The following is a 23,912-nucleotide window of genomic DNA, read 5'->3' as shown; positions in this document are numbered from 1 at the left end:
GCGAGTGAGTGCGTCAGTTCGCGTGCTCTCAACATCGCAATCCGGGCGGAAACACAAACGCGAGGCGCGGGCTCCTGGTTAAGTACCACCGAATCATCATGACGTGGCAGCTCCGATCCGGGGATCGAGAATCCCGTAGACGATGTCGACCAAGAAGTTTGCAAGAACCACTGCCAGTGCAGCGAACAGGGTCACGCCCACCACCAGCTGCACATCCAAGTTGTTCACAGCGTCCAAAAGAAGTGAGCCGACACCTTGGATTGAAAAGACCTTTTCAGTCACAACTGCGCCGCCCAGGAGGGAACCGAAGTCCAGCGCCACAAGGGTCGCGATGGGAACAACGAGGTTGCGCAGACCGTGCCGGCCTACAACCTGGCCCTCAGTGAGGCCGATTGCGCGGGAGCTGCGAATGAAGTCCTGGCTCATAATGTCGAGCATCGAACCACGGGTGAACCGGACGTAGATCGCGGCGTTGACGATCGCAAGCGTGACCCACGGCAGAATCAGGTGGAACGCCCACTGGAACGGGCTATCACTAAATGCAACGTACCCGCCGATCGGGAGCACGTTGAGGGTGAACCCGAACAGCAGAATAAACAGCAGACCTACCAAATAGGTGGGGGCCGAGACTCCAACCACAGACAAACCTGTGAGGGCACGGTCGGTGAAACTGCCGCGGCGAAGGGCCGCCCACGTGCCCATGGCAACACCCGCGATCGTCCACAGCACCAGGGCGCCGATTGCAATCGACAGGGTCACCGGGATGCGGTCCACCAGGAGGTCGCTGACGTCGGTACGCAGGCGGAAGGAATACCCAAAGCAGGGGGCGGCACATTCGATGGCGGCTTGACCGGTGCCAAACGTGCGACCCGCCACGATGCCCCACAAGAACGCGCCCAGCTGGACCAGCCACGGTTTGTCAACGCCCATGTACGCGCGAACCTCAGCGAGCCGGTCCGGTGTGCACGGTTTGCCGCAGCTGAGCTGAGCTGGGTCGTTCGGAAGCATGTAGAAGATTGCGAAACTTGCCACTGCGATGACCAGAAGCACCACCAGGGAACCGGCCAGTCGTGACAAGAGGAAACGAGTAATGGGCCACCATTTCATGCTTTTTCACCTGCCACTGCGTCGCGCAGACCGTCGCCTAAGAGAGTGAACCCCAACGTGATGAGGAAGATCGCGAGTCCCGGGAACAGGAGGTACGCGGGGTCGACTTGGACCCAGTCGATGGCGTCTGAAATGGTGCGGCCCCACGATGGCGTGGAGGGGTCAACGCCTACGCCCAAAAAGCTCAGTGTGGCCTCGGCACCGATCTTGCCGGGAATGGAAAGAGTGGTGAAAACCAGGATCGTCGCCAGGAGATTAGGCAGGATTTCGCGTGTGATGGTGCGGAAGCCGCTTGCGCCCTGAGCGATGCTTGCGCGAACAAAGCCGCGGCTGCGCAGGCTCAGTGTTTCTGCGCGCACCACTCGGGCGATAGAAGGCCAGCCAAAGAGGCCGATGACCGCCACCAGGACGAATGACCGATTGACCTCAGGTGGGATGACGGCCGCCAGTGCGATGGCGAAGATCAGGAACGGGAAGCCGAACACGATGTCGGTGATGCGGCTGAGCAACCGGTCCCAGACGCCGCCGAAGAAGCCCGCAGCCACGCCAACCACCACTCCGATCAGTACTGACACCGCGGTTGACGCCAGCCCAATGAACAGAGACACGTGCGAACCCCATGTCACGATCGCGAGCAGGTCACGTCCGGTCTTCGGCTCAACGCCGAGCGGGTGCTGGAGACTCATGCCGCCGAACGCGCCGGCCGGAACAGCATCCGGGCGCAGTAGGTCGGTGTTGAACGAGTGAGGGTCGTTGCCAGTCAGCGCCGTCAGGATTGGAGCGGCAGGAACCATGCACAGAAAGAACACAACAATGACGAATCCTGTGCGAGCAGTTGAACTGCTCAACAGGCGCGGCCATTTGATGCGCGTCGCAACACGTTCCATTCGGTTCCTCTGTATGGGTAAAGGCTGTGGGTAGGCACAAAGCCAACCGGATAACCGGTTGTACCTCCCCGCTATTCCACAGGGAGCGTTAAGAATGAAGTTTGTGACGGATTACATTCTTGGGGCGTTCTAGCTGTAATAACCGGCAATACCCCGGGTGAAGAACCACCAACTGCATTCATGCGGTGCCAGTGCCAGGCGACCTGTTGAGGCACGGTGGGGTTGTGCGCACCGGGTGGAAGTAGGAATACGGACGATGCGCCGCCCGGCTGCGGGCTAGGTGTCGGCTGGCAGGCAGCAGGCCAAACCTCAGCCCGGCTCAAACGCCAGGGGCTCGGGGAGTACGCCCCAGAACCCCTACCGGCCTTAAACTGCGTCCTGTAAATTGGGCTGAGTGCTGAACTATCGTTTTGAAACATTCCGTCCAGGTGTCGAGACTGACCCCGAAACCGGCAAACAGAAGGTGGATGCGCGTACTGCCGCGTTCTTTGCCGCCGTCAATGCGGGTTTTCACGATAAGCGCGAAGATGACGAAAAGATGCTTCAGCGCTATGAGCGCAGCAAGGCCGACGGTCGTGTCTTCACCGGCGTCTACGCCCCTGAAACCCAGAAGCACGCGCTCAGCACCGATGTTCCGGTGGCTACATTCGTCCATTTCGAAGCCCCGATCAACGTCGGCGAAAACCGCCTGCAGGATGCTCATCTGATTACGTGGGTGACAGTGCGTCCCACGCACCGCCGTCGTGGTCTGCTGCGCACCATGATGACGGACAACCTCAAGACTGCTGCGGAAGCCGGCTACCCGTTTGCTGCCCTGACGGCCACGGAGGGCGGCATCTATCGTCGCTATGGTTTCGGCACGGCGTCCTGGATGGGTTCGTTCGAAGTTGACACCAACCCGGGCTTCCGGCTGGCTGCCGAAGCTGATTCTCGCGTCGAGATGTGCGAACCGGCTGTGCTGAAGGACCTCGCGCCGGTCATCTACGAGCGTTTTATGCGCACAACTCCGGGCGCGGGCGGCCGCCAGCAGCGCTGGTGGGATGTCGCCGCGGGCAAGTACGATTTCGAGTCCGGCGGTCCCGACCCCGCTGTCCGTGCAGCGCTGCACTATGACGAATCCGGTGAGCCGGACGGCTACGCGACCTACAAGTTCACCGGCTGGGACAAGCCCACCCCCACGGTGCAGGTTCTTGACCTGATCGCGGTGTCGGACGAGGCATACTCCGGCCTGTGGTCGTTCCTCGGCTCCATCGACTTGGTGGAGCGAGTCAAATATGACGGGGCTCAGCCCTCACCTTTGCCGTGGCTGTTGGAGAACCCCCGCCGCGTGCAGCAGAAGTCTCACTGGGACCTTCTGTGGTTGCGCGTTCTCGACGTCAAGAAGGCTCTTGAAGCCCGCCAGTGGCTGGTGCCGGGAAGCCTTACGCTCAAGGTCACGGACTCCCTGGGCTATGCGGAGGGCACATGGCGCATTGACTCCGATGGTGCCGACGCCACCGTCGAGCAGACCCCGGATGCCCAGCCAGACCTCGAACTCGATGTCGCCGAGCTCGGCTCCATCTACCTGGGCGGTGCTGACCCGTCGCTGCTGACTCGCGCCGGCCGCATCACCGAGTGCACACCGGGTGCGGCTGTGCGGGCCCGGCTGATGTTCGCAATGGCCCGGGCCCCGTACACCCCGTACGAATTCTGATCCCACAAGCACACTGACGAGGCGCCGCTCACCACGGCGCCTCGCGTGCTGTTCGGGGGTGGTGGGCCCGGTTGCGGTGCCCGTGGCGAGGGCGGGACGCATACCTCCCACAGCGATCCCTAAGATGTTGTCAAGCACACACTGTAGGGGGAAATGTGACCAAACCTGTCGTCCTTATTGCCGAGAAGCTGTCGGATGCGACCGTGGGCGAGCTCGGCTCGGAATTCGAGGTTCGCTATTGCGACGGAGCTGATCGTGCCGATCTGCTGAGTGCTCTGCCCGGCGCTTCGGCTGTGCTGATTCGCTCGGCTACGCAGATGGATGAAGAGGCAATCGCAGCAGCAACTGACTTGCGGGTCATCGCGCGCGCCGGCGTGGGCCTTGACAATGTTGACATTCCGGCGGCGACGAAGGCCGGCGTTATGGTGGTCAACGCGCCGACGTCGAACATCACCTCGGCGGCAGAGCTGACAATGGCGCACATTCTGGGTGCGGCGCGCAATTACGGTGAGGGCAACCGTTCGCTGAAAGCCGGCGAATGGAAGCGCAGCGCTTTGACGGGCGCCGAACTGTTCGAGAAGACCCTCGGCATTGTGGGCCTTGGCCGCATCGGCGGACTTGTTGCTGAGCGTGCGCGAGCCTTCGGTATGAAGCTCATCGGCTACGACCCCTACATTACGCAGGCTCGCGCTGGGCAGATGGGCGTTGAGGTTGTCAGCCTTGACGAGCTTCTGGAGCGTTCGGACTTCATCACGGTGCACATGCCCAAGACGAAGGAGACCACCGGCATGATCGGTGCGGAGGCCTTCACCAAAACGAAGCCCGGTGTGCGAGTGGTCAATGTCGCCCGCGGCGGAATCATCGACGAAGAGGCCCTCGCGGATGCTGTCCGCACCGGCAAGGTGGCTGCCGCAGGCATTGACGTGTGGACGCAAGAGCCCCCTGTTGACAACCCGCTGCTTGAGCTTCCTGAAGTCAACGCGACCCCGCACCTGGGTGCATCAACCGCCGAGGCGCAGGAAAAGGCCGGCATTTCAGTCGCTCGGTCGGTGCGCCGCGCCATGGCAGGCGAACTCGTACCGGACGCGGTCAATGTTGCCGGCGGTGCAATCCATGAGGATGTCCGGCCCGGAATCATCCTGGCGGAGCGCCTGGGGCGTACGCTCACGGCACTTGTCGATGAGCCGTTGGCACACCTGCGGATCGAAGTGCACGGTGAGATCGGCGAACTCGATGTTTCCGTGCTCAAGCTCTCAGCGCTGAAGGGTGTTTTCACTGACATCGTGTCCACACCTGTCACCTACGTCAACGCACCTGTCCTGGCCGAAGAGCGCGGTGTGACCACTGAGCTCGTTGCTGACACGGACTGTGAACGCTACCGCAACATCACGTCGATTGTTGCGACCACCGCTTCGGGCAAGCAGATGAGCGTTTCGGGCACCGTGACGGGTCCGAAGCTCATGCAGAAGCTCACGGAAGTCGCAGGCTTCGACATCGAGATTCAGCTGTCCGACAACCTCGTGATCTTCAAGTACGAAGACCGTCCGGGCGTCATCGGCCAGCTGGGCCAGGCGCTGGGCCGTTCGAACATCAATATTGCCGGCATGCAGGTGGCGCGCACCGACGCCGGCTCACAGGCGCTTGCGGTGATCGACGTCGATTCGCCTGTCAGCGATGAAATCGCCGAGGCGGTGGCAGGGGCCGTGGACGCTTCGGATTTCGCCACGGTCACCTTGGCGGAGTGACTCAGCGCTTCCACAGGCCGTAAGAATCGGCAAGGTCCGCGATCTTCTCAGCGCGGGCGATGCGGGGGAGGTACGAACCGTCGGTGATCCCATCGGCGTGTTCGGCCCCCTCCAGCATTTCTCGGGCCCACGCGCGGTCTTCTTCGGACGGTGCGAGGCCGTTATTGACGTAGGGAACTTGGGATTCGCTGAGCACCAGCTTGCCGGTCATGCCCATTTTCATGGTCCACGTACAGTCGGCGCTGACCGTGGACTGCCCTGCACCGGGTGAGGACGGCCCGTCGATCGCACCGGCCAGACCGCCGACGCGTGAAGCTACCACCAGGCGGGATCGTGCGTAGGCCAAAGCGACCGGGTCGTCACCGATGCCGGTGTCTTTGCGGAAGTCATTGACTCCGAACGCCAAACGGAAGGTGCCTGCCGCCGATGCGATGCGGGTTGCGTTCTCCACACCGAGCGCTGTTTCAATGAGCGCAAGAATCGGCATGCCCACACCGGCCCGAATCGATGTCAGTGTGACCTCTTCGGGCTCTTCCGTGTTCGGCAGCATAACGCCGCGCAGACCCGACAGCCCAGCCAGAGCGTCAAGGTCCTCTTCCCAGTGGTGAGTCCATGTATTGTTGACGCGCACCCAGCCGACCATCCCGCCCTCCAGGGCGCTGACGACATTGTCTCGCGCAGCGTTCTTCTGATCTTCGGGCACTGCGGCTTCAAGATCGAAGATGATGGAGTCGGCGTCGCTCGTCTGACCGGATGCGAACAGTTCGGGCTTGGCCGCATTGACGAAGAGCCAGGAGCGTGACAGTCGGGCGGGCAGTGCGAGGGCGCGCTTGTTGCGCAGCTGATCGGACATGCCACCAGTCTATGAACATGCGCGGGCCAAGGGGAGGGTTCGCGCAGTATGTCCGGACTTCAAGACAGGCGGCCGAATGTCGAGATCAGGGCGTACTGTTGGCCCCATGGATTTGAAGATTGCAGTTATGCCGGGTGACGGCATCGGCAAAGAGATTGTTCCCGTCGGACTCGATGTCCTAGGCCGCGCTGTTGAAGTCACGGGCGAAGACGTCAGCATTACGACCAAGCAGTTCGAAGCCTCCGCTGACCGCTGGCACAAGACCGGTGAGACGCTCACCGATGAAGAACTGGACGAGCTGCGCGGCTTCGACGCGATCTACTTCGGCGCCTGCGGTGACCCCTCGGTGCCATCGGGTGTGCTCGAGCGGGGCATCATCATCAAAATGCGCTTCGGGCTGGATCACGCGGTCAACCTGCGGCCCTCGCGGTTCTTTCCCGGCACCTCGTCGCCCTTGGCAAATCCCGGTGACATTGACTTCGTGGTTGTGCGCGAAGGCACGGAGGGCTCCTACACGGGCCAGGGAGGTTCCCTGCGTCTGGGCACGCCGCAAGAGGTGTCCAATGAAGTTTCGGTCAACACGTGGTTCGGCGTGGAGCGCACGGTGCGCTACGCGTTTGAACTGGCGCAGAAGCGTTCGAAGAAGCTGACGTGGGTGCACAAGAACAACGTTCTCGTCCACGCGGGACACCTGTGGGGACGGGCCATTGAGGCTGTTGCACCAGAGTTCCCGGACGTCGCGGTGAACTACGAGCACGCGGACGCCAGCACCATGTACATGGTCAATGACCCGGGACGCTATGACGTCATCGTCACGGACAACCTTTTCGGCGATATTCTGTCCGACCTGGCAGCCGCTGTCACCGGCGGCATTGGCCTTGCAGCTTCGGGAAACCTGAACCTTTCCGGCACCGGTCCGTCGCTGTTTGAGCCGATTCACGGTTCGGCGCCCGACATTGCAGGCAAGGGCATTGCCGACCCGACCGCTGGAATTCTGTCGGCGGCGCTTCTGGCTGAAAACAACGGCCTGGGCAAAGCTGCAGAGGCTATTCGCTCTGCTGTTGAAGCTGATCTTGCCCAGCGCGGCGACGCCCGGCGTTCAACCGAGGAGGTCGGTGCGGCTATTCGCGACCGTCTGAGCTGAGGAAAGCGCTGTCCTTATACGACTGGGCCCGGCCACAGCGGCCGGGCCCAGTGCTGTCCTTGAAGAGCTTTAGGCGACTCCGTTGTAGCGGATCGGTTCGCCGACTCCCTGGTTGATGAGGTCCTGTTTGGTTGCGTGGCGCGGGTTGGGGGCTTCTTTGCCGGACTGTCCACCGCCGTGTTCAAGCAGTTCGAACGAACCGTCCGGGTTCACTTTCTTGACCAGAACGATGTGGTCAGGGCCGGTCACAGCGTCACCGGGCTGGATTTCTTCCCACTTGATTTTGTGGGCAACGCCCTTGGGAACGAAGGTGAAGGATGCTTCGCCGGGGCCACCGGAGTTCCATGCGTAGGAGACGAATCCGGAGCAGTCCCTGCGGTAGTTGTCAAAGTAGTCTTGGCCCTGTGAGTAGTAGGGGGCCTTGGCCATGCGGTCTTCAGCGCGCTTGATGATTTCTTGACGGCTGATGCCCTGTTTCTGAGCCTGGGCGGGTGCGGCTTGTGCTTGGGCCTGTGCGGGTGATCCGCCGGGGTTTTCTGCTGGTGCAGCTGCCTGTGCGGCTCCTGCTGCGGCGAGGAGGCTTCCTGCGCCGATTGCCGCAGCCAGCGCTCCGTGAGTGAGGGTGCGTGTTAGACCTTTCTTGAGCATGTCACTCTCCATAATCTAGACGTCCTGGAAGTCCTCCAGGCGTGATTCACGTTACGCTTGGAGGTCTGGCTGGGAAGGCGATTTTGGGTTGGGCAGCCGCTTTTTCATCCTCTTTTGAGCTGCGCCACCAGTTTTCTAACGTTGGGCGAGTAACAGCTGGGTGCGGCTTTACAGTTCGCTTTTCCAAGGGCACATTCGCATTCGAATGAGCACGGAACAGCGGCGGGACCGCGGGATGTCTCTCCCGCGGCCCCGCCGCGTTCAGCAGGAGTCAGCGACTCAGCACTGCTGCTGACTTACCGCTGACATCAGCGGCGCGAGCCGCGCCTGCGCACTGACAGCAGTCCGACACCGCCGGCGATCAGCACGGCGGCGGCAGCCAGTGTCGCCGCAATGCTCACGCCGGTGCGCGGCAGAGGCGAGCTGCCAGAACCGCTCGGCTCAGCCGGCCTGTTGTCATCCTCACCCGAGGTGCCGGGAGCAGCCGTTTCCTCACTCGGCTGATCGTCGGGCTGGCCGGGCTTGTCGCCCGGTTTGCCCGGTTCACCGGCTTGGCTGCTCGGGGACTCGTCCGGCTTGTCACTCGGTGACTCGCTGCCTGACTCACCTGGGGTCTCGCTGGACTTGTCACTGGGGGAGTCGTCCGGTGACTCACTTGGCGACTCGCTCGGCTTGTTGCTGGGCGTGCCGCTCGGTGACTCGCTGGCTGACTCACTCGGTTTGTGGCTTGGCGTCTCAGTGGGTGATTCACTGGGGGCTTCGCTCGGCGATTCACTCGGTTCGTCAGAAGGTTCCTCAGTTGGAGTCTCGCTGGCTGACTCACTCGGCTTGTCAGACGGTTCGTCGGTCGGTGTTTCGCTCGTCGACACGCTCGGCGACTCACTGGGCTTGTCAGAAGGTTCCTCGGTCGGAGTTTCGCTCGGCTGCTCAGTGGGTTCGTCACAGTTGCACTTGGTTCCCACGCGGACCTTGCGAGCTGTTGGCTCCTTCGTGACCCTTTCGGATGTCTCCGGCTCGCCCACGGTCTTGCCGTCCTTGAGCTTCCAGGTCTTAGTGATTTCCTTTTCGCCGTACGCACCGGCCTGGTCTTCGATAATCGTGCCGGCTTCGAGGTTCGGGTCTTCCTCAATGACGGTCTCGAACGGAATCTTCTCCGTGTGTTTGTCCGTCAGCTCGGTCAGGGTTGGCGCCGTGCCCACTTCGATGATGTGGGTGGTCGGCTTGCGCAGCTCCTCGGTGCTTTCCTCAGTAGAGATCTCACCGTTGTCGGAAGTCACAGTCACAGTGTGCTTGACCTCGCCGGGCTTGCCTTCCTGGATCACCTTGGTTTCCCCGGCCTTGAGTTCGGGGTTGAGGCGAACCTCGACCTCAAACGGCGTGTTCTCAGTCCATTCGACGGTCTTGGAGGTGGTCTTGCCCTTCGTGCCGACCTTGACGATCTTGTTGACCGGCTCGGTCACACGCTTGGTTTCGGTCTTCGTGTCCGTGACCTTCGAGTTTTCGATGGTCTGGGTCGTGATGACCTTGTCCTTGCCCAGTTTGCCTTCCTGAACAGTTTCCTGTTTTCCGGCTTCCATCGTGTTGTCGAACTGAATCTCAGTTTCGAACGGAACATCGACTTCGTACTCAGAGGTGTGAGTGCCAGTCGTCTTGGTGCCGACGCGGATGATCTGCTTCTTCGGCTCCTTGGTGCGCTTGGTTTCCACAACAGGGTCACCAGACGGCTTGCCGTCAGCGAACTTCTGTGTCGAAGTCACGGTGTCTTCGCCGAGTTCGCCCGCCTGCTTGACCTCTTGCTTGCCAGCTTCGAGCGTGTCGTCGAATTCAATCTCGGTCTCAAACGGAACCGGCTTCTTCACAGTGGTGACCAGCTCATCAGCGCCCAGGCGCGGACCGTACTCAACGATGCGAGTGACGGGTTCCCTAGTGGTCTTCTCTTCAGCCACTTCGGCTTTGTCGCCCTTGGCGTTGAACTTCGCGGTGAAGGTCTTTTCGCCGTCCTTGCCCTCCTGGACAACCTTGGTTTCGCCAGGTGCCAGGTTCGGGTTTTCGCGGACCTCAGTCGGGAACGGGATCGGAACCGTCCAGGTGATGTCCTTCGCGCTTTCGGCAGGCTTCGTGCCGACGCGAACAACCTCATTGACCGGCTCTGCGGTGCGCTCCCACGTGCCGTCCTTGTTCTGCTTTTCCCTGCCGGGCTTTCCTTCGGTTTCTACCTTGTACTCGCCGGCGGGGAGAGAGTCGTCGTACTTGTATTCGACCTTGAACGGAACTTCGCGGGTCGGGACGTCGACAACCTTGACCACAGCGGCGGCGGTGTCCTTAGACCCGTCTTCGTAGGTCACCGTTACTGGAATCTTGACTTCGTCTCCAGGCTTCGCGTCCTTCGGTGCAGTCGCGGTGATCTCACCCTTGTCGTCAACCGTGACGGTCCAGCCGGCAGGGACATCGCCCACCGTGAACGGGTTCTCCTTGGCAACCTTGACGTTGTCCGGTTTGTCAATGGTCACCGGCAGCTTCACGGTTTCGCCCGGGTACACCGTTTCCGTGGGGTATGACGGTTCAGCTTCCCAATTGTTGGTCAGGTTGACCACGGTGGTGACGGGCACCTTCGGCTTCGAGCCGTCCGGCGCTGTGACAGTCACCGACACTGTCTTCTGGTCACCCGGCTTGGCGTCCTGCGGCGGTGTTGCCGTCACAACACCCGTGTTCGGGTCGACCTTGTACTTCCAGCCGTCAACGTCCTGTTCGAGGATCGGCTGATCGCCGTCCGTGCCGAACGAGAACTTCGAACCCTTGGGAGCGTCCTCAACTTGGTGGTCTACGGACTTGCCGGGACCGGTGGACTCGACGGAGTAGACCGGCACGTCGTCACCCTTGATGACGTAGACCGTGCCGGTTGCCTTCTGCGGCTTGGCACCGGACTCATAGTGGGCGAGAACCGGGATATCGAGCTGATCGCCAGGCTGCGCGCCCTTCGGCACTGTTGTGGTCAGCTCGCCCGTCGTTTCGTCAATCGTGACGTTCCAACCATCCTTGGAGAACTCGGTCTTGCCGTCTTCGAACGTGTAGCGGTTTGGCGCTTCGTCACTTTCCTTACCGCTCAGCCCCTTTTCGGGCAGGGTTGGCTTCAGGCTGGCCTTTTCGCCGGGCTTCTTGACTTCGGTGCCGTAAGTGGGGACCTTGATGTCGTTGATGACCTGGAACTGGACCTCGACCTCGTCGGTGGTTTGGTCCGGGTAGGTGGCCTTGACCTTCGGGGAGATCACGGTGCCAAGCGGAACGGTGTCGTCAGCCTTCGCAGTGACCTTGCCGTTCTTGTTCACCGTGACGGTCCAGCCCGACGGCACAGAAGATCCATCGACTTCGTACTTGGCCGGCGCCACAGCCTTGTGGCCCTTCATAATGGCCTTGGTCTTGATCTGGGATTCGATGTCCTGGTTCGGTTTGCCCTGCGCGATGTCGGGCTTGACCAGGTCCGTTACCTGCGTGTTGTTCGGATCAACAACCACAAGCAGGGGGAGTTCGTCCTTTGAACCGTTGGAGTACGTGATTACAACCCGCGGCTGTGCGAATGTGCCGGGGGTCGGGTTCTTCGGTGCCGTGACGGTGACGTTATAGGTGTCTGGGTCCAGGGCTGCGTCCCAGCCCTCGAAAACGTACTCTTCGTCCATTTCGACTTCAGCATCGAAGCCGCCGTCTTCCTTCTTCTTCACCAGGTCCTTGATCAGGTCCGGCACCTGGGTGAAGGTCACTGACTGGCGATCTTTCGCCAGCGGGCCTTGGGCACTTTCAACGCCAGAGATGATCGAGGCGTCACGCTTGTCGTACTTCGGGTCGTGGAACTGGGTATCGTCAAGGCTCCACTGGTGCGATCCGATGACGTTGGCTTTGCTGTAGCGAGGCAGCGCATTGGACTCATCGAACGCCTGGCCGTAGCCGCCATTATCGTCGATCGCAGCCTGCAGCTGTTCAACTGAGCGCGGAAGGGCGAGAACACTGAAGCGCACACCCTGCTGGGCGCTGAGCACAGTGCCCTTGTATTCGGGCATCGTGAAGAACACGTCGCCGTTGTCTTCGATGCTCAAACGTGCTTCGCCACCGGAGGCTTCAGTGTTGCTGGTGCCGATGAATTTGCCCTGAGAATCATAAGCCTCAACCACCATGCGCGGCATCGACGCGGCATCTGCGCTGATACGGCCCACCTTGAGCTTCTCGCCCGGCTTGACGACCAGCTTTTCCTGGTTCTCCCAGGACACAGAAATGGGTGAGCAGTTGTCGTTCTCGCTCGGCCACGGATTTACGACAGCCTCAAATCCAGCGTTAGACCCCCGGGTCGCTTTAAGGCCGTCAATATTATCCTTCGTGTACTTTCCCTGCCAGGCGTAACGCACAGGGTTGGAGCCGTCCGCCTCTGCGAACTGCTTGACCTTATCCCCGGTTAGTTCGGAGTTGAGGTTTAGGTTCCTTTGAACGCGAGAGCTTGTGATGGCGATCTTTTCGTCGGCCTTAGCAGTCACCGGTCCCTCAGCGCCGAAAAGAGTCTGGCCGACGTCCATAGAGGAAACGGTTCCAGGGTTCAGGACACCCCCAAGGAGTCCAGAATTGCTAAAACTCCATTCGGCAAACGTACGATCCTTCGAATTGTCGAAAGCGAGGCTCAAACCCCATTTGGTCTTATCGGAGCTGGCCTGGCCTGGCTCCAGGGTGGTCCAGGTGAAACCCGCCTGACTGCCAGACGGGTCGCCATTTTCGACAGCACACGAACCATCAGGCAAATCCGAGGCTTTCTGCTGGTCCTGCTCAACAGCCCCCGACTTATCCCGAATGCCGCCGGAGAGCGCTGACGCGGCAGCGGCTGGCTCGGTGGGCATGAGGCTGGGCGCAGCACATGTGCCTGCAGCCAAAGCGAGGGCTGACAAGGCGGCAATTGGGGTACGCGCAAAGCGCTTTCGCAATGCCGGTTTGTTTGAGGAGTCCATCCCTCAGTCCTTCCTGAAAATCCTGAGCGACGCTCGCGGCAGCCCTGGGAAGGGAGAGCGCGGCCCCGGCCGAAGTTGCACCGGGTCAGATTGCGGCGCAGTGCAACACCAGTATTGATATCTGGGTCTACAGTACCGTAAGGGCCCAAAACTGGGCCCAGTGGCCGCCTTTGCGGCGGGCGTGTGCGGCATGTCACCGAAAAGCGTGTTGACAGAGTGAATAGGATCACCCATAGATCCCCAACCCGACTCGTCAGGAAAGAGTGACGATGACTGAATTCCAGTTGCGCAAACGCCAAGACCCCACCGCACCGGCTCTGCGTCAGGCAGTGCTGGAAAATCCCGGTTTCGGCGAATACTTCTCCGACCACATGTCCCACGTCCGCTACACGCAAGACCAGGGGTGGCACGCGCACGAAGTCATTCCCTACGGCCCGCTGACCCTGGATCCCGCCGCCGCGGTCCTGCACTATGCGCAGGAAGTCTTCGAAGGTCTGAAGGCCTACCGTCACGCGGATGGCTCCGTTTGGACCTTCCGGCCTGAGCGCAACGCCGCCCGCATCAACCGTTCAGCCGAGCGCCTGGCCCTGCCACAGCTGGACGAAGCGGACTTCCTCGAATCCATTCGCGCTCTCGTCAGCCTCGACCGCGACTGGGTGCCCACACCCGCGGACTCCGCCGACGAAGTTTCGCTTTACCTGCGCCCCTTCATGATCGCCTCGGAGTCCTTCCTGGGTGTGAGGGCCAGCCACGAAGTCGACTACTACGTAATCGCCTCACCCGCCGGCGCCTATTTCAGCGGCGGCATCAAGCCGGTGAGCATCTGGCTGACCGAAAAGGTCAAGCGCTCCGGCCAGGGTGGCACCGGATTCGCCAAGTGCGGCGGCAACTATGCAGCCTCCCTGGCTGCATCTGCTGAAGCCGCTGCCAACAACTGCCAGCAGGTCATGTTCACCGATGCGGCAACCTCGACACACCTCGAAGAGCTCGGCGGCATGAATCTCATGCTCGTCACCAAGGACGGCGAACTGCTGACCCCGCCGGTTTCTGAGGCCATCCTCGACGGTGTGACCCGCCGTTCGCTGCTTGAACTGGCCTCGCAGCTCGGCCTGACCCCGGTTGAACGCCCCATCGAAGTTGCTGAATGGCGTGACCGCGCGGCCTCCGGCGAAATCGTCGAAGCCTTCGCCTGCGGCACCGCAGCAGTCATCACGCCGATCGGCCAGCTGAAGTCCAAGGACTACACCATCGACATGGGCGAAGAGCCCGGCGAAGCCACCATGAAGCTGCGCAGCACCCTGCTGGACATCCAGTACGGTCGAGCAGAGGGCCCTGAAGGCTGGATGGTCAAACTCGCCGAGAGCTGACAACCAGATTCATACAGCAAGATCTTCGGGCCGTCTCCGCCACACCGGAGGCGGCCCGAAAATGTGAATGGACACACGAGTGACGAAACAGCGGCCCACACCCGCCCAGGTGATCGACGATCTGCCGTGGAAATGGAACACCCAGGGGGCGGTGTTCATCGTCGGCGGTCTGGGCTTCATGTTCGACGCCTGGGACGTAGCGCTCGGCGGTCTGCTCATACCGCTGCTGGCCGCCGAATGGGACGTGCCCTTGGGCACAGCGGCTTTTGCAGCGACTGCCAACCTCATCGGCATGGCAGTCGGCGCAGTGCTGTGGGGAGGCATTGCCGATCGGCTGGGCCGACGCACAGCGTTTTCCATTACGCTGCTGATCTTCTCGCTCTTCACAGCCGCCGGCGCTTTCAGCCCCAACCTGGAGACCTTCCTCGTTCTGCGCTTCATAGCCGGCATCGGACTGGGCGGAGCGATCCCCGTTGACTACGCGCTTGTCGCCGAGTTCACACCGGCCCGGCACAGGGGTCGAGTGCTTACCGCAATGGACGGCTGGTGGCCGATCGGCGCAACCGGCGCTGCCGTGACGAGTGCGTGGATTCTGTCTTTCGGCAGCTGGCGAACAATGATGCTGCTCATGGCGGCACCGGTTATCCTGCTGTTCTTTGTGCGCCTTTTCGTCCCCGAATCACCCCTCCACCTGGCTGCTGCGGGCAAGCACGCTCAAGCCGACGCGGTTCTGCGCAAGCTCATCAAGCGCACAGGAGCGCAGATCGACGCCTGGCAGCACCCGCAGCCAACCGCACAGGCTGCAGCCGTCCACACCAGTCGCACCCTGCGCAGCCGCATCAGCTCGGCTCTGGGCCAGCTGAACCACCTGTGGAAGCACTCGGCACGGCTGACAGCATCGACGTGGGCGGTGTTTATCGGCGTACTCCTGCTGTACTACGCGGCACTGACCTGGCTGCCGAAAGTCCTGCGCGAACAGGGTCAGACAGACCAGGCCGCGTTCCTCGTCACCGGCGCCATGACCGGCGCCGGGCTGCTGGGCGTTGTGACAGCTGCACTCGTCATCGACTACGTGGGACGCCGACTGCTCCTGACCCTGTCGGGGTTCAGTTCGGCTGTGCTGCTGGCGCTGTTCGCGATAGAGCTGACATCCCACCCCGGCGAGCTGACAACGGCGGCCAAGCTGCTCATCGTCAGCTTCGGCTTCACCATCCAAACCGCAGTGCCCGCCCTCTACACCTACGGGTCCGAGGCGTATCCCACGCAGCTGCGCGCCTCCGGCTTCGGGTGGGCCTCCAGTGTGTCCCGGATCGCCACGGGCATCGCTCCGTTTGTCTACGGGGCGTGGCTGCTGCCGAGCATCGGGCTGACCGGCACTTTCGGGGCGACCGGCGCTCTGACCGTCATCGGGCTTGTGCTCATGCTGGTGTGGGGCCGGGAAGACCGTGGGCTTGTCCGCACCGACTGAGCCTGCAGACACATGAGGCTCAGACAGTCTGAACCGGTACGGACTAGTGTGGAGCCATGCGCCTCACACCGGATAACCCACACGACGACTGGCTCTGGCTTGAAGACATCCACGGTGAAAAAGCACTGGAATGGGTGAAAAAGCAGAATGAACTCACACAGGCTGAATTCACCGACGCACGCACGCGCGCACTCGCCGAACAGCTGCGCGAAGCCCTCGATGACGACGACCGCATCCCCTTTGTGACCAAAGCCGGCGACTGGCTCTACAACTTCTGGCAGGACGCCGATCACCCCCGCGGGCTGTGGCGACGCACCACATGGGACTCCTATCTGGCAGGACGCGACGATACCGCGGCCACAGAATGGGACATTCTGCTGGATGTCGATGCGCTTGCGGCAGAAGAGAACATCGAGTGGGTGTTCCGAGGAGCACGTCTGCGCCGCAGCGACTACGCTCGCGCACTCATTGCCCTCAGCCCCGACGGCGGCGACGCGGTTGCCCACCGCGAATTCGACCTTCCCACCAAGAGGTTCGCTGAAAACGGCTTCCACATACCGGCGGCAAAGGGCTCTGCCAGCTGGGTCGACGACAACACGCTTGCGCTGACGACCGACTTCGGCGAAGACTCCATGACCGAATCGTCCTACCCGGCCACAGCCCGCATCCTCAAGCGCGGCCAAAGCCTGAGTGATGCCCAGCAGATCGGTGAAGTTGACCGCAGCCACATTCTCGCCGCGGTCGGCGTTGACCACACCCCGGGCTGGGAGCGCATGGTCTTCGTCGACGCCATTGACTTCTACCGTTCCCGCGTGTGGGTGCGCCCACTTGGGGTCGGCAGCGACTACACCTCCGGGTGGCAACGCATTGACGTGCCCGATGACGTCGTTGTCGACATCGACCGGGACCTCCTGCTGCTGCGCCCTCGCACCGACTGGGCGGGCGCAACCTCAAACGGCACTGAATTCCACGTGCCCGCCGGAGCGCTCGCCGCAGCCAAACTCGACGACTTCCTGGCTGGGGCCGCCCCACGGGTGATCTTCGAACCGAGTGCTTCAACCTCCTTGCAGGGCTGGGCCGTCACACAGGACTACCTGGTGCTTTCACTCATGGAACACGTGCAGACCACTCTGCGTGCACTCCGCCTGGATGACTTCAGCGACGTCCCAGCCCCAGACGCACCGGCCAACCACGTCATCGGCATCGGCGCCGTCGACGCTGACGACCCGGCCATCGGCAATGACGTGTGGCTGACCATCAGCGGCTTCACAACACCCACAACACTGGCACGAGGTGAACTCGGCTCAACTGTCGAACCTCAGGTTGTGCGCACCTCACCGGCACGGTTCGACGCGGACAACCTCGAAGTCACCCAGCACTTCGCAACATCCGACGACGGCACACGCATCCCGTACTTCCAGGTGGCTCCGCGCGACCTCGTGCTCGACGGGCAGAACCCCGTCTTCCTCGACGGATACGGCGGTTTCGAAGTCTCCCGCACACCCGGCTACGCCGTCATCAGCGGCATCGCGTGGCTCAACCAGACAACCGACGGCACCGGTGCGCTTCCCGCAGGCCGCAGCGGCGTATACGTTCTTGCCAACATCCGCGGCGGCGGCGAATACGGGCCGGCATGGCACGAAGCGGCCCGGCGTGAAAACAAACAGCGCTCCTACCAAGACTTCGCGGCGGTCGCCCGCGACCTCAGCGAAAGGGGAGTGGGCAGTGCCGACACAATCGGCGCCTCGGGAGGTTCCAACGGAGGCCTGCTGGTGGGCAACATGCTCACCCAGTACCCGGAGCTTTTCGGCGCGATCAGCTGCGGGGTGCCGCTTTTGGACATGCTGCGCTACACCGAGTTGTCCGCAGGAGCATCGTGGGCTGCCGAATACGGTGATCCCGCAACTGACGACTGGGACTTCATCCAGAACTTCAGCCCCTACCACCTGCTGGATACAGACCCGCGGGACGAATACCCGCCGGTGCTGTTCTGGACGGCAACCTCGGACGACCGCGTCGGCCCTGTACAGGCTCGCAAAATGGCCGCCAAGATGCAGGCGAAGGAAATCCCCGACGTGTGGTTTTTCGAAGACACCCAGGGTGGACACTCAGCAGCATCGGACAACAAACAGATCGCAGCCGTTCGCGCACTGACCTACCGGTTCATGTGGCGGGCGCTGACAGGAGAGGACCGCAATGACTGAGACAGGGTCGACAACAGAGGCACGCACATTCCAAGCACAGCGCAAAGTGCCCGGCGGCAAACTCGTCGTTGTCGACGGCACGATCGAAGACGAGCTGGCCAGAGACGTCGTCATCTCCGGTGACTTCTTCCTCGAACCCGAAGAGGCTTTCGCCGCTCTGGGGCCGGCGCTGGAAGGCGTCAGCCTGTGCGACTCCAAAGCCGATATCGCCGCCCGACTCGATGCAGCCTTCGACACCGTGTACCGCGAACTGGTCGAGGCCGGCGAAGAGCCCCTGTGGCCTGACCTGCAGGGGGTGTCAACCTACGACATTGCGTGGGCGCTCAAACGCGGCATGACCGGGGCCACCGAGTTCTACGATCACGAATGGGAAATCATCCACGATAAGGTCCGCCCCACCCGGGAGAACGTGGCACTTGACGAAGTGCTCCTGCGCGAAGTCGCAGCCGGCCGGCGCGGGCCTACCGTGCGCTTCTGGGAATGGGACGACAAGGCCGCCGTCATCGGATCGTTCCAGTCTTTCCAAAACGAAATCGATGCTGAAGGGGCGCAGCGCCACGGGGTAGAGGTGGTGCGCAGGATTTCCGGTGGCGGCGCCATGTTCATGGAGGGCGGCAACTGCGTCACATTCTCGCTGTACGCGCCGCTGTCGCTGGTCGCAGGGCTCGACTATGAAGAGTCGTATAAGTTCCTCGACCAGTGGGTGTTGGGCGCCCTGTCGACTATGGGCGTCAACGCGTTCTACGAACCCATCAACGACATCACGTCCGACAAGGGAAAAATCGGCGGAGCCGCACAGAAGCGGCTGGCCGCGGGCGGGGGAGTCATCCTCCACCACGACACCATGAGCTACGACATCGACGCGGACAAAATGCTCGAAGTGCTGCGTGTGGGCAAAGCCAAAATCTCCGACAAGGGCATTCGCTCGGCTAAGAAGCGGGTCGACCCGCTGCGCAGCCAGACGGGCATGCCGCGCGAAGAGGTCATAGAGACCATGATCGAAGCGTTCCGAAGGGCAACCGGCGCCCAACTCGGCGAAGTCACCTCTGACGAGGTGGAGCGCGCCCGGGCTCTGGTTGCGGAGAAGTTCGGGACTGAGGAATGGACTCACAGGGTCCCGTAACCTTGTCGTCACATTGGGGTGACTCACGCTTTACACCCGTGGGTCATGGTGCTGGCATGTCTGCACACACCCTTGACTGCGATCTTCAGAACTCCAGCGCTCGCCAGCGCGGCGCGGGTGCCATGTATCCGCCAGAACTTCTGGCCGATGCCGCATGGACCAACCCTTTCGCTTTCGCCGCTGTCGTCGATGACGCCGATGTTCTTCTGGAATGCGCGGAGGACTACCGCATTGCAGGCCGTTCCGACCGCAGCATCGGTGCCCGTGCCTTCAGCAGACTGCCCGTGCGCGCTCGCCTGATCGAACGCCAGAAGCGCGCATTTGCGGACTTTGAGGCGGCGGAGGCAGGTCAACAGGCACGCGTGGCCAGCAGCCAGGTGGTGCGTGGCCAGCTCGAGGTGGTTCTGGACTGCGGCGGCACGCTCATGCGCGTGTGCTCTGTTGCCGCCGACGGTCAGCGCCCCTTGCAGGGTGCCCCGGCAGCGGTGTGGGTCATCAACCCCGAACTGACGATCGTCAACATCCAGTCGCACTGATTATTCGGCCTGGGCAGTGGGACCAGGGCACTTCGGCCTGAGCCTTTAGGCCGCCTGCTGTTGTCGCAGGTCCCAGCCTCGCTTAGGATCTGAAAAGACAGCTTCCGCAGACAGAGGAGTGCCCGTGCGCCAGGTCGAACCCCGCGTAGAGCTCATTGCGCGACCGAATATCGACTGGGAAGCCATGACCGGCTACCTCGACGAGGTCGGCGGCACTGCCTGGTCGGATCGCGTTCACTCCCAGGAATCGCCGGACGGCGAAGATCTTCTCGAGTTCGCCGGTCGCATGTGCTACCGCTCGTGGGAACCCGGCCTCAACCCCAACGTGTCGCGCGTCCGCACTGATTCGGCCCAGTACCTGGGCAATGTCATCGGAGCCCAGCACGGCTCGGTTCTCGAACACGCCAACTACACGTTCATCTTCCACAACGTGTCGCGTGTTTTCACCCACGAACTCATTCGCCACCGCGCCGGTGCCGCCTATTCGCAGGAATCGCTGCGCTACGTGCGGCTGGAAGACATTCCGTTCTGGTTTCCCGACTGGGCGCGTGAAGATACCGAACTCATGGAGCGCAGCCTTGCGCTTCTGGACCAGCTGGAAGAACACCAGCGGTGGATGGCCGAGCACTTCGAACTTGACGAAGAGGGCCAGAACTTCACGCACAAGAAGCACATGACCAGCTTCATGCGCCGCTTTGCGCCAGAAGGCCTGGCCACGGGAATCGTCTTCACCGCGAACCTGCGCACCCTGCGCCACGTGATCGAAATGCGCACCGCGAAAGGCGCAGAAGAAGAAATCCGCCTGATCTTCGACAAGGTCGGTCAGATCATGCGCGAAGAAGCCCCCGCAGTTTTCGCTGACTACACCGTCGAAGACGGCGAATGGACACCCGGCACCCGCAAGGCCTGAGCAAGGAGGCTCTCATGGCGATTCTCTACGATGTTGAACTGTCACCCGGCAAAATCGAACTGATCGAGAACTGGCTGCCCAAGCAGTCGTGGGCGAAACTTGAACCCGGAACCAAGCTGAGCCGTGTTTCGTCTTTCCGCTTTGACGATCCCGCTGGCGAGGTGGGGGTCGAGTTTCATCTGGTCAAGGCGCCAGACGGCACCGTTTACCAGGTGCCGTTGACCTACCGCGGCGCACCGCTGGCCGGGGCGCAGCAGCACCTGATCACCGAAATGGATCACCCGAAACTCGGCCACAGGTGGGTCTATGACGGTGTGGCCGACCCCGTGTGCGTCCTCGAAACGCTGCGGGCCATTGTCACGGGCGGACGGTCTGTCGACGAGTACTGGCAGACTAACACCGGTTTCGAGCAGAACACGGATACGGCTGAGGCGTGGGGAACCACAGAACCCAATCTGACAATCTCCGACCTTCCGCAGGGCACAGATGCCGATAGGGTTCAGGTCACTGTCGAAACTGTCGGGGATCTCACGCTGGCTGTCCTCGGCGAAGTGAAGCTCGGCTTCCTCCGGGTGCCGTCGCCGGTTGCCGTGGATGCTCTCGAAGCCCCCTCTGGACAGCTGCAGGTGAAAGTCGACGCAGACGAATACGTGTCAGCGCGTCTGCTGGCGTAGGCTGTTTGCCCTGCCGTTAGAATCACGACACCGGCAGGAAAGGACTTCAGCGTGATCGAATGCAAAGTGTTCGCTGACAAAGCGGCGGCCAGTGCGTGGGCTGCTCAGCAGGTCTGCGACATCATACGGACCAACCCCACGGCGAATCTGGGTGTTGCAACAGGTTCGAGTCCCGCTGACGTGTACGCCGAAATCGCACGCCGAGTTCAGACTGACGGCATTGACGTCAGCCGCCTGCGCGCCTTCGCCCTCGACGAATACTTGGGCCTGGACACCACACACCCGCAGAGCTACCACTTCTTCATCGACAAACACGTCACCAAGCAGATTGGGCTCGCGCCGCAGAATGTGAGGGTGCCTCTGGCCGAAGGCCACTCGCAGGGCGATGTCATCGATGACTACGATGCTGAAATCGCCGAGGCCGGCGGCATTGACCTGCAGATCCTTGGGATCGGGTCCAACGGACACATTGCCTTCAACGAGCCCGGCACGCCGTTTGACTCTGTGACTCACGTCGAGCCTCTTACCCAGTCGACGCGAGAAGACAACAAACGTTTCTTCGATTACACCGCCGAGGTGCCCATCCTGTCGGTCACGCAGGGCATCGGCACAATCATGAACGCCCGCAGGATCGTTCTGCTGGCCTTTGGTGAGAACAAGGCCGAAGCTGTCCGTGATTCAGTTCTCGGCCCCGTTACAGAAGACGTTCCCGCGTCGGTCCTGCAGACCCACCCGAGCGTCGTGTTCGCCCTTGACGAAGCCGCTGCAAGCCTCCTCTGAGCAGCGCCGACACGTCCCTGGTCGGGCGGCTCTGCAATGCCGCAGGCGTTGTCCAAGGGCTGCCCGGAACGTGTGAACAAAGCCGGTGATTATTGTCACCACAGCAGCATTGTGCGTGACATTCATGTTCAAACCCGGCTAGGGTGCATTGAGTAGGTAAGCACTGATAAGGAGAACAATGCTTGCAATTATTCTGTGGATCCTCGCAGCGATCCTGGTCATATCCGGCGTTTTCGCGCTCTTTCGCGGCCAGCTTCTGTGGGGCATCGTGCTGATTGTTGTCGGCCTGATTGTCGGCCCCGGTGGTGTCAGCATATTCAATTGACTTTCAGCGGTTGACTCCAACCGCGAAGGCGCACAGCTTGAGGCTGTGCGCCTTTTCTGTTGTGTGCCGCAACTCTGCTGATTAGGTGGAAGAGTAACTTTTAGCGGTCGAGGGCCACACGGCACCACGAGGTGGAGGTACGGTTTTCGTTGGCTGTCGGGGTGGGGCTGGCCGGCAGGGCAGCGGCTTACGCTTCTTCCCATTCTTGGACTTCCAGGCCATCCACATAGCCTTCGGGGCGCTCATCCAGCAGGTCGAAGCGGGCCGTGATCTTGTGGGGCAGGCGGCCGTGCGGGTCGACGATCGTAATGTCGTGGCCTTCGGCTGCCAAACGGCGCAGCGCTTCGGCCATGAGCTCCCCGCCGACGGTGGGGATGGCAGAGACGAAGCTGACATCGAACACGATGTCGCTGTCGTCCTGTTCGATCTGTTCCAGGTGGCGCAGCACCATCTCCGTTGTGGAGAAGTCCAGCACGCCCTGAATCTCAATGAGGGTGTCGCCGTCGAGCGTGGTGGAGCGCTGCGAGACGGCCTCGACCGATGAAGCGGGAGTTGCCATGATGTGCAGGTTGAGCTGTTCGCTCATCTTCTGGAAGGCCTTGACTCCGCGCACCGAGTGGCCATAGGAATCGAGTCTGGGCGAGAAGGCGCTGATGCCCACCTGGCCGGGGAGCGCACCCACCAAGCCACCGCCGACACCGGATTTCGCCGGGATGCCGATGCCTGTGAGCCAGTCGCCGGCCGCATCGTACATACCGCACGTGGTCATTACAGAGAGCACTTGACGGGCCACCCATTCGGGAATGACACGCCGTTCAGTCACGGGGTTGATGCCTCCGGAAGCCAGGGTCATCGCCATGACGGAAAGGTCGTCGACCGTCACTTTGGCGGCGCACTGCCGGATGTAGCCGGCGAAGACCTGGTGCGGGTCGGCATCGAAAATGCCGTTGGCGCGCACCAACGAGGCCAGCGCCAGATTGCGCCATCCCGTGCTGACTTCGGATTCGTAGACCGCCTCGTCGATTTCGAGTTCACGTCCGGCAAATTCGCACAGTCCCGAATAGACGCCCTCCCAGCCGACAGCTTGGCGCAGCACGCCGTGAGTGGCGATCGCCCCAATGTTGATCATGGGGTTGTCCGGTCGTCCCGTGCCCTCCTGCAGGGAAGCTTCGTTGTAGGCGTCGCCGGAAGGTTCGACGCCGACTGCGGCCATGACCGCGTCGTAGCCGCATTCACGCAAAGCCAGCGCGTAGGCAAAGGGCTTTGAGACCGACTGGATGGAGAACAGCGCGTCACTGTCACCGGCGGAGTACACCGTTCCGTCGGGGGTGCACAGAGAGATCGCAAAGCGGTGCGGGTCGACCGATGCGAGTTCTGGAATATAGTCCGCCAGGTTCCCCGAATCTTCGTTCTTGCAGTTGGCGTAGATGCGTTCGAGGAAAGAATTGACGGGACTTTTCATAACG

Annotated in this window: 18 protein-coding genes; 12 read left to right on the top strand and 6 right to left on the bottom strand. The window is 61.8% G+C overall.

The features are described 5' to 3' along the window. Positions 1-96: 96 nt before the first annotated feature. A complete protein-coding gene (locus HMPREF2757_RS04110; RefSeq protein WP_070573623.1) occupies positions 97-1,107 on the bottom strand; it encodes an ABC transporter permease in 1,011 nt (336 codons plus the stop codon). Next, complete coding sequence (locus HMPREF2757_RS04105; protein WP_070573621.1) at positions 1,104-1,994, bottom strand: ABC transporter permease; 891 nt, start codon at positions 1,992-1,994, stop codon at positions 1,104-1,106. Before HMPREF2757_RS04105 ends, HMPREF2757_RS04110 begins: the two co-directional genes overlap by 4 nt. A gap of 394 nt (positions 1,995-2,388) precedes the next feature. Between HMPREF2757_RS04105 and HMPREF2757_RS04100 the strand changes: the two genes are divergently transcribed. After that, complete coding sequence (locus HMPREF2757_RS04100; protein ID WP_070573619.1) at positions 2,389-3,687, top strand: GNAT family N-acetyltransferase; 1,299 nt, start codon at positions 2,389-2,391, stop codon at positions 3,685-3,687. A gap of 155 nt (positions 3,688-3,842) precedes the next feature. Then, a complete protein-coding gene (gene serA, locus HMPREF2757_RS04095) occupies positions 3,843-5,432 on the top strand; it encodes a phosphoglycerate dehydrogenase (RefSeq protein ID WP_070573617.1) in 1,590 nt (529 codons plus the stop codon). A gap of 1 nt (position 5,433) precedes the next feature. Here serA and HMPREF2757_RS04090 read toward each other — a convergent pair whose 3' ends face one another. Beyond that, complete coding sequence (locus HMPREF2757_RS04090) at positions 5,434-6,285, bottom strand: HpcH/HpaI aldolase/citrate lyase family protein (RefSeq protein ID WP_070573616.1); 852 nt, start codon at positions 6,283-6,285, stop codon at positions 5,434-5,436. A 106-nt stretch (positions 6,286-6,391) separates the two neighbouring features. On the opposite strand from HMPREF2757_RS04090, the gene HMPREF2757_RS04085 reads away from it, so the two are divergent. Then, complete coding sequence (locus tag HMPREF2757_RS04085; protein WP_070573615.1) at positions 6,392-7,429, top strand: 3-isopropylmalate dehydrogenase; 1,038 nt, start codon at positions 6,392-6,394, stop codon at positions 7,427-7,429. 69 nt (positions 7,430-7,498) lie between these two features. On the opposite strand, the gene HMPREF2757_RS04080 is transcribed toward HMPREF2757_RS04085, so the two are convergent. Together HMPREF2757_RS04080 and HMPREF2757_RS04075 are read right to left on the bottom strand one after the other, a co-directional pair. Further along, complete coding sequence (locus HMPREF2757_RS04080) at positions 7,499-8,077, bottom strand: hypothetical protein (protein ID WP_083304091.1); 579 nt, start codon at positions 8,075-8,077, stop codon at positions 7,499-7,501. 308 nt (positions 8,078-8,385) lie between these two features. Beyond that, positions 8,386-13,059 (bottom strand): G5 domain-containing protein, encoded by a 4,674-nt coding sequence (locus HMPREF2757_RS04075; protein ID WP_070573612.1) that lies wholly within the window; start codon positions 13,057-13,059, stop codon positions 8,386-8,388. Positions 13,060-13,328: 269 nt separating this feature from the next. Between HMPREF2757_RS04075 and HMPREF2757_RS04070 the strand changes: the two genes are divergently transcribed. From HMPREF2757_RS04070 to HMPREF2757_RS11870, 9 genes are all read left to right on the top strand, one after another. Further along, positions 13,329-14,426: a branched-chain amino acid aminotransferase gene (locus HMPREF2757_RS04070; RefSeq protein ID WP_070573610.1), complete on the top strand. Its 1,098-nt coding sequence runs from the start codon at positions 13,329-13,331 to the stop codon at positions 14,424-14,426. Between the two features lie 79 nt (positions 14,427-14,505). Then, positions 14,506-15,894 (top strand): MFS transporter, encoded by a 1,389-nt coding sequence (locus tag HMPREF2757_RS04065; protein WP_141750170.1) that lies wholly within the window; start codon positions 14,506-14,508, stop codon positions 15,892-15,894. A 56-nt stretch (positions 15,895-15,950) separates the two neighbouring features. Next, on the top strand, positions 15,951-18,098 hold the full coding sequence (locus tag HMPREF2757_RS04060) for a prolyl oligopeptidase family serine peptidase (RefSeq protein ID WP_070573606.1): 2,148 nt from the start codon (positions 15,951-15,953) through the stop codon (positions 18,096-18,098). Continuing rightward, positions 18,091-19,221, top strand: a complete 1,131-nt coding sequence (locus HMPREF2757_RS04055) for a lipoate--protein ligase family protein (RefSeq protein WP_070573603.1) — start codon at positions 18,091-18,093, stop codon at positions 19,219-19,221. The genes HMPREF2757_RS04060 and HMPREF2757_RS04055 overlap by 8 nt, the downstream gene beginning before the upstream one ends. 56 nt (positions 19,222-19,277) lie before the next feature. Then, the gene (locus tag HMPREF2757_RS04050) at positions 19,278-19,757 is read left to right on the top strand and encodes a hypothetical protein (protein WP_070573601.1); all 480 of its coding nucleotides are present in this window, start codon (positions 19,278-19,280) and stop codon (positions 19,755-19,757) included. A gap of 124 nt (positions 19,758-19,881) precedes the next feature. Beyond that, positions 19,882-20,667 carry an FAD-dependent thymidylate synthase gene (thyX, locus tag HMPREF2757_RS04045; protein ID WP_070573600.1) on the top strand — a complete coding sequence of 262 codons (786 nt, stop codon included), beginning with the start codon at positions 19,882-19,884 and terminating at the stop codon, positions 20,665-20,667. A gap of 14 nt (positions 20,668-20,681) precedes the next feature. Beyond that, positions 20,682-21,341: a maltokinase N-terminal cap-like domain-containing protein gene (locus HMPREF2757_RS04040; protein ID WP_141750169.1), complete on the top strand. Its 660-nt coding sequence runs from the start codon at positions 20,682-20,684 to the stop codon at positions 21,339-21,341. Between the two features lie 51 nt (positions 21,342-21,392). Beyond that, complete coding sequence (locus HMPREF2757_RS04035; protein WP_070573596.1) at positions 21,393-22,121, top strand: glucosamine-6-phosphate deaminase; 729 nt, start codon at positions 21,393-21,395, stop codon at positions 22,119-22,121. A gap of 178 nt (positions 22,122-22,299) precedes the next feature. Next, complete coding sequence (locus tag HMPREF2757_RS11870; protein WP_176745881.1) at positions 22,300-22,446, top strand: GPGG-motif small membrane protein; 147 nt, start codon at positions 22,300-22,302, stop codon at positions 22,444-22,446. A gap of 187 nt (positions 22,447-22,633) precedes the next feature. On the opposite strand, the gene glsA is transcribed toward HMPREF2757_RS11870, so the two are convergent. Continuing rightward, positions 22,634-23,908 (bottom strand): glutaminase A, encoded by a 1,275-nt coding sequence (gene glsA / locus HMPREF2757_RS04030; RefSeq protein WP_070573593.1) that lies wholly within the window; start codon positions 23,906-23,908, stop codon positions 22,634-22,636. Positions 23,909-23,912: the final 4 nt, after the last annotated feature.

Origin of the sequence: Brevibacterium sp. HMSC063G07, from assembly GCF_001810665.1 — a bacterium.
Taxonomy (GTDB): Bacteria; Actinomycetota; Actinomycetes; order Actinomycetales; family Brevibacteriaceae; genus Brevibacterium.
This window is presented reverse-complemented; position numbering and strand designations above follow the sequence as displayed.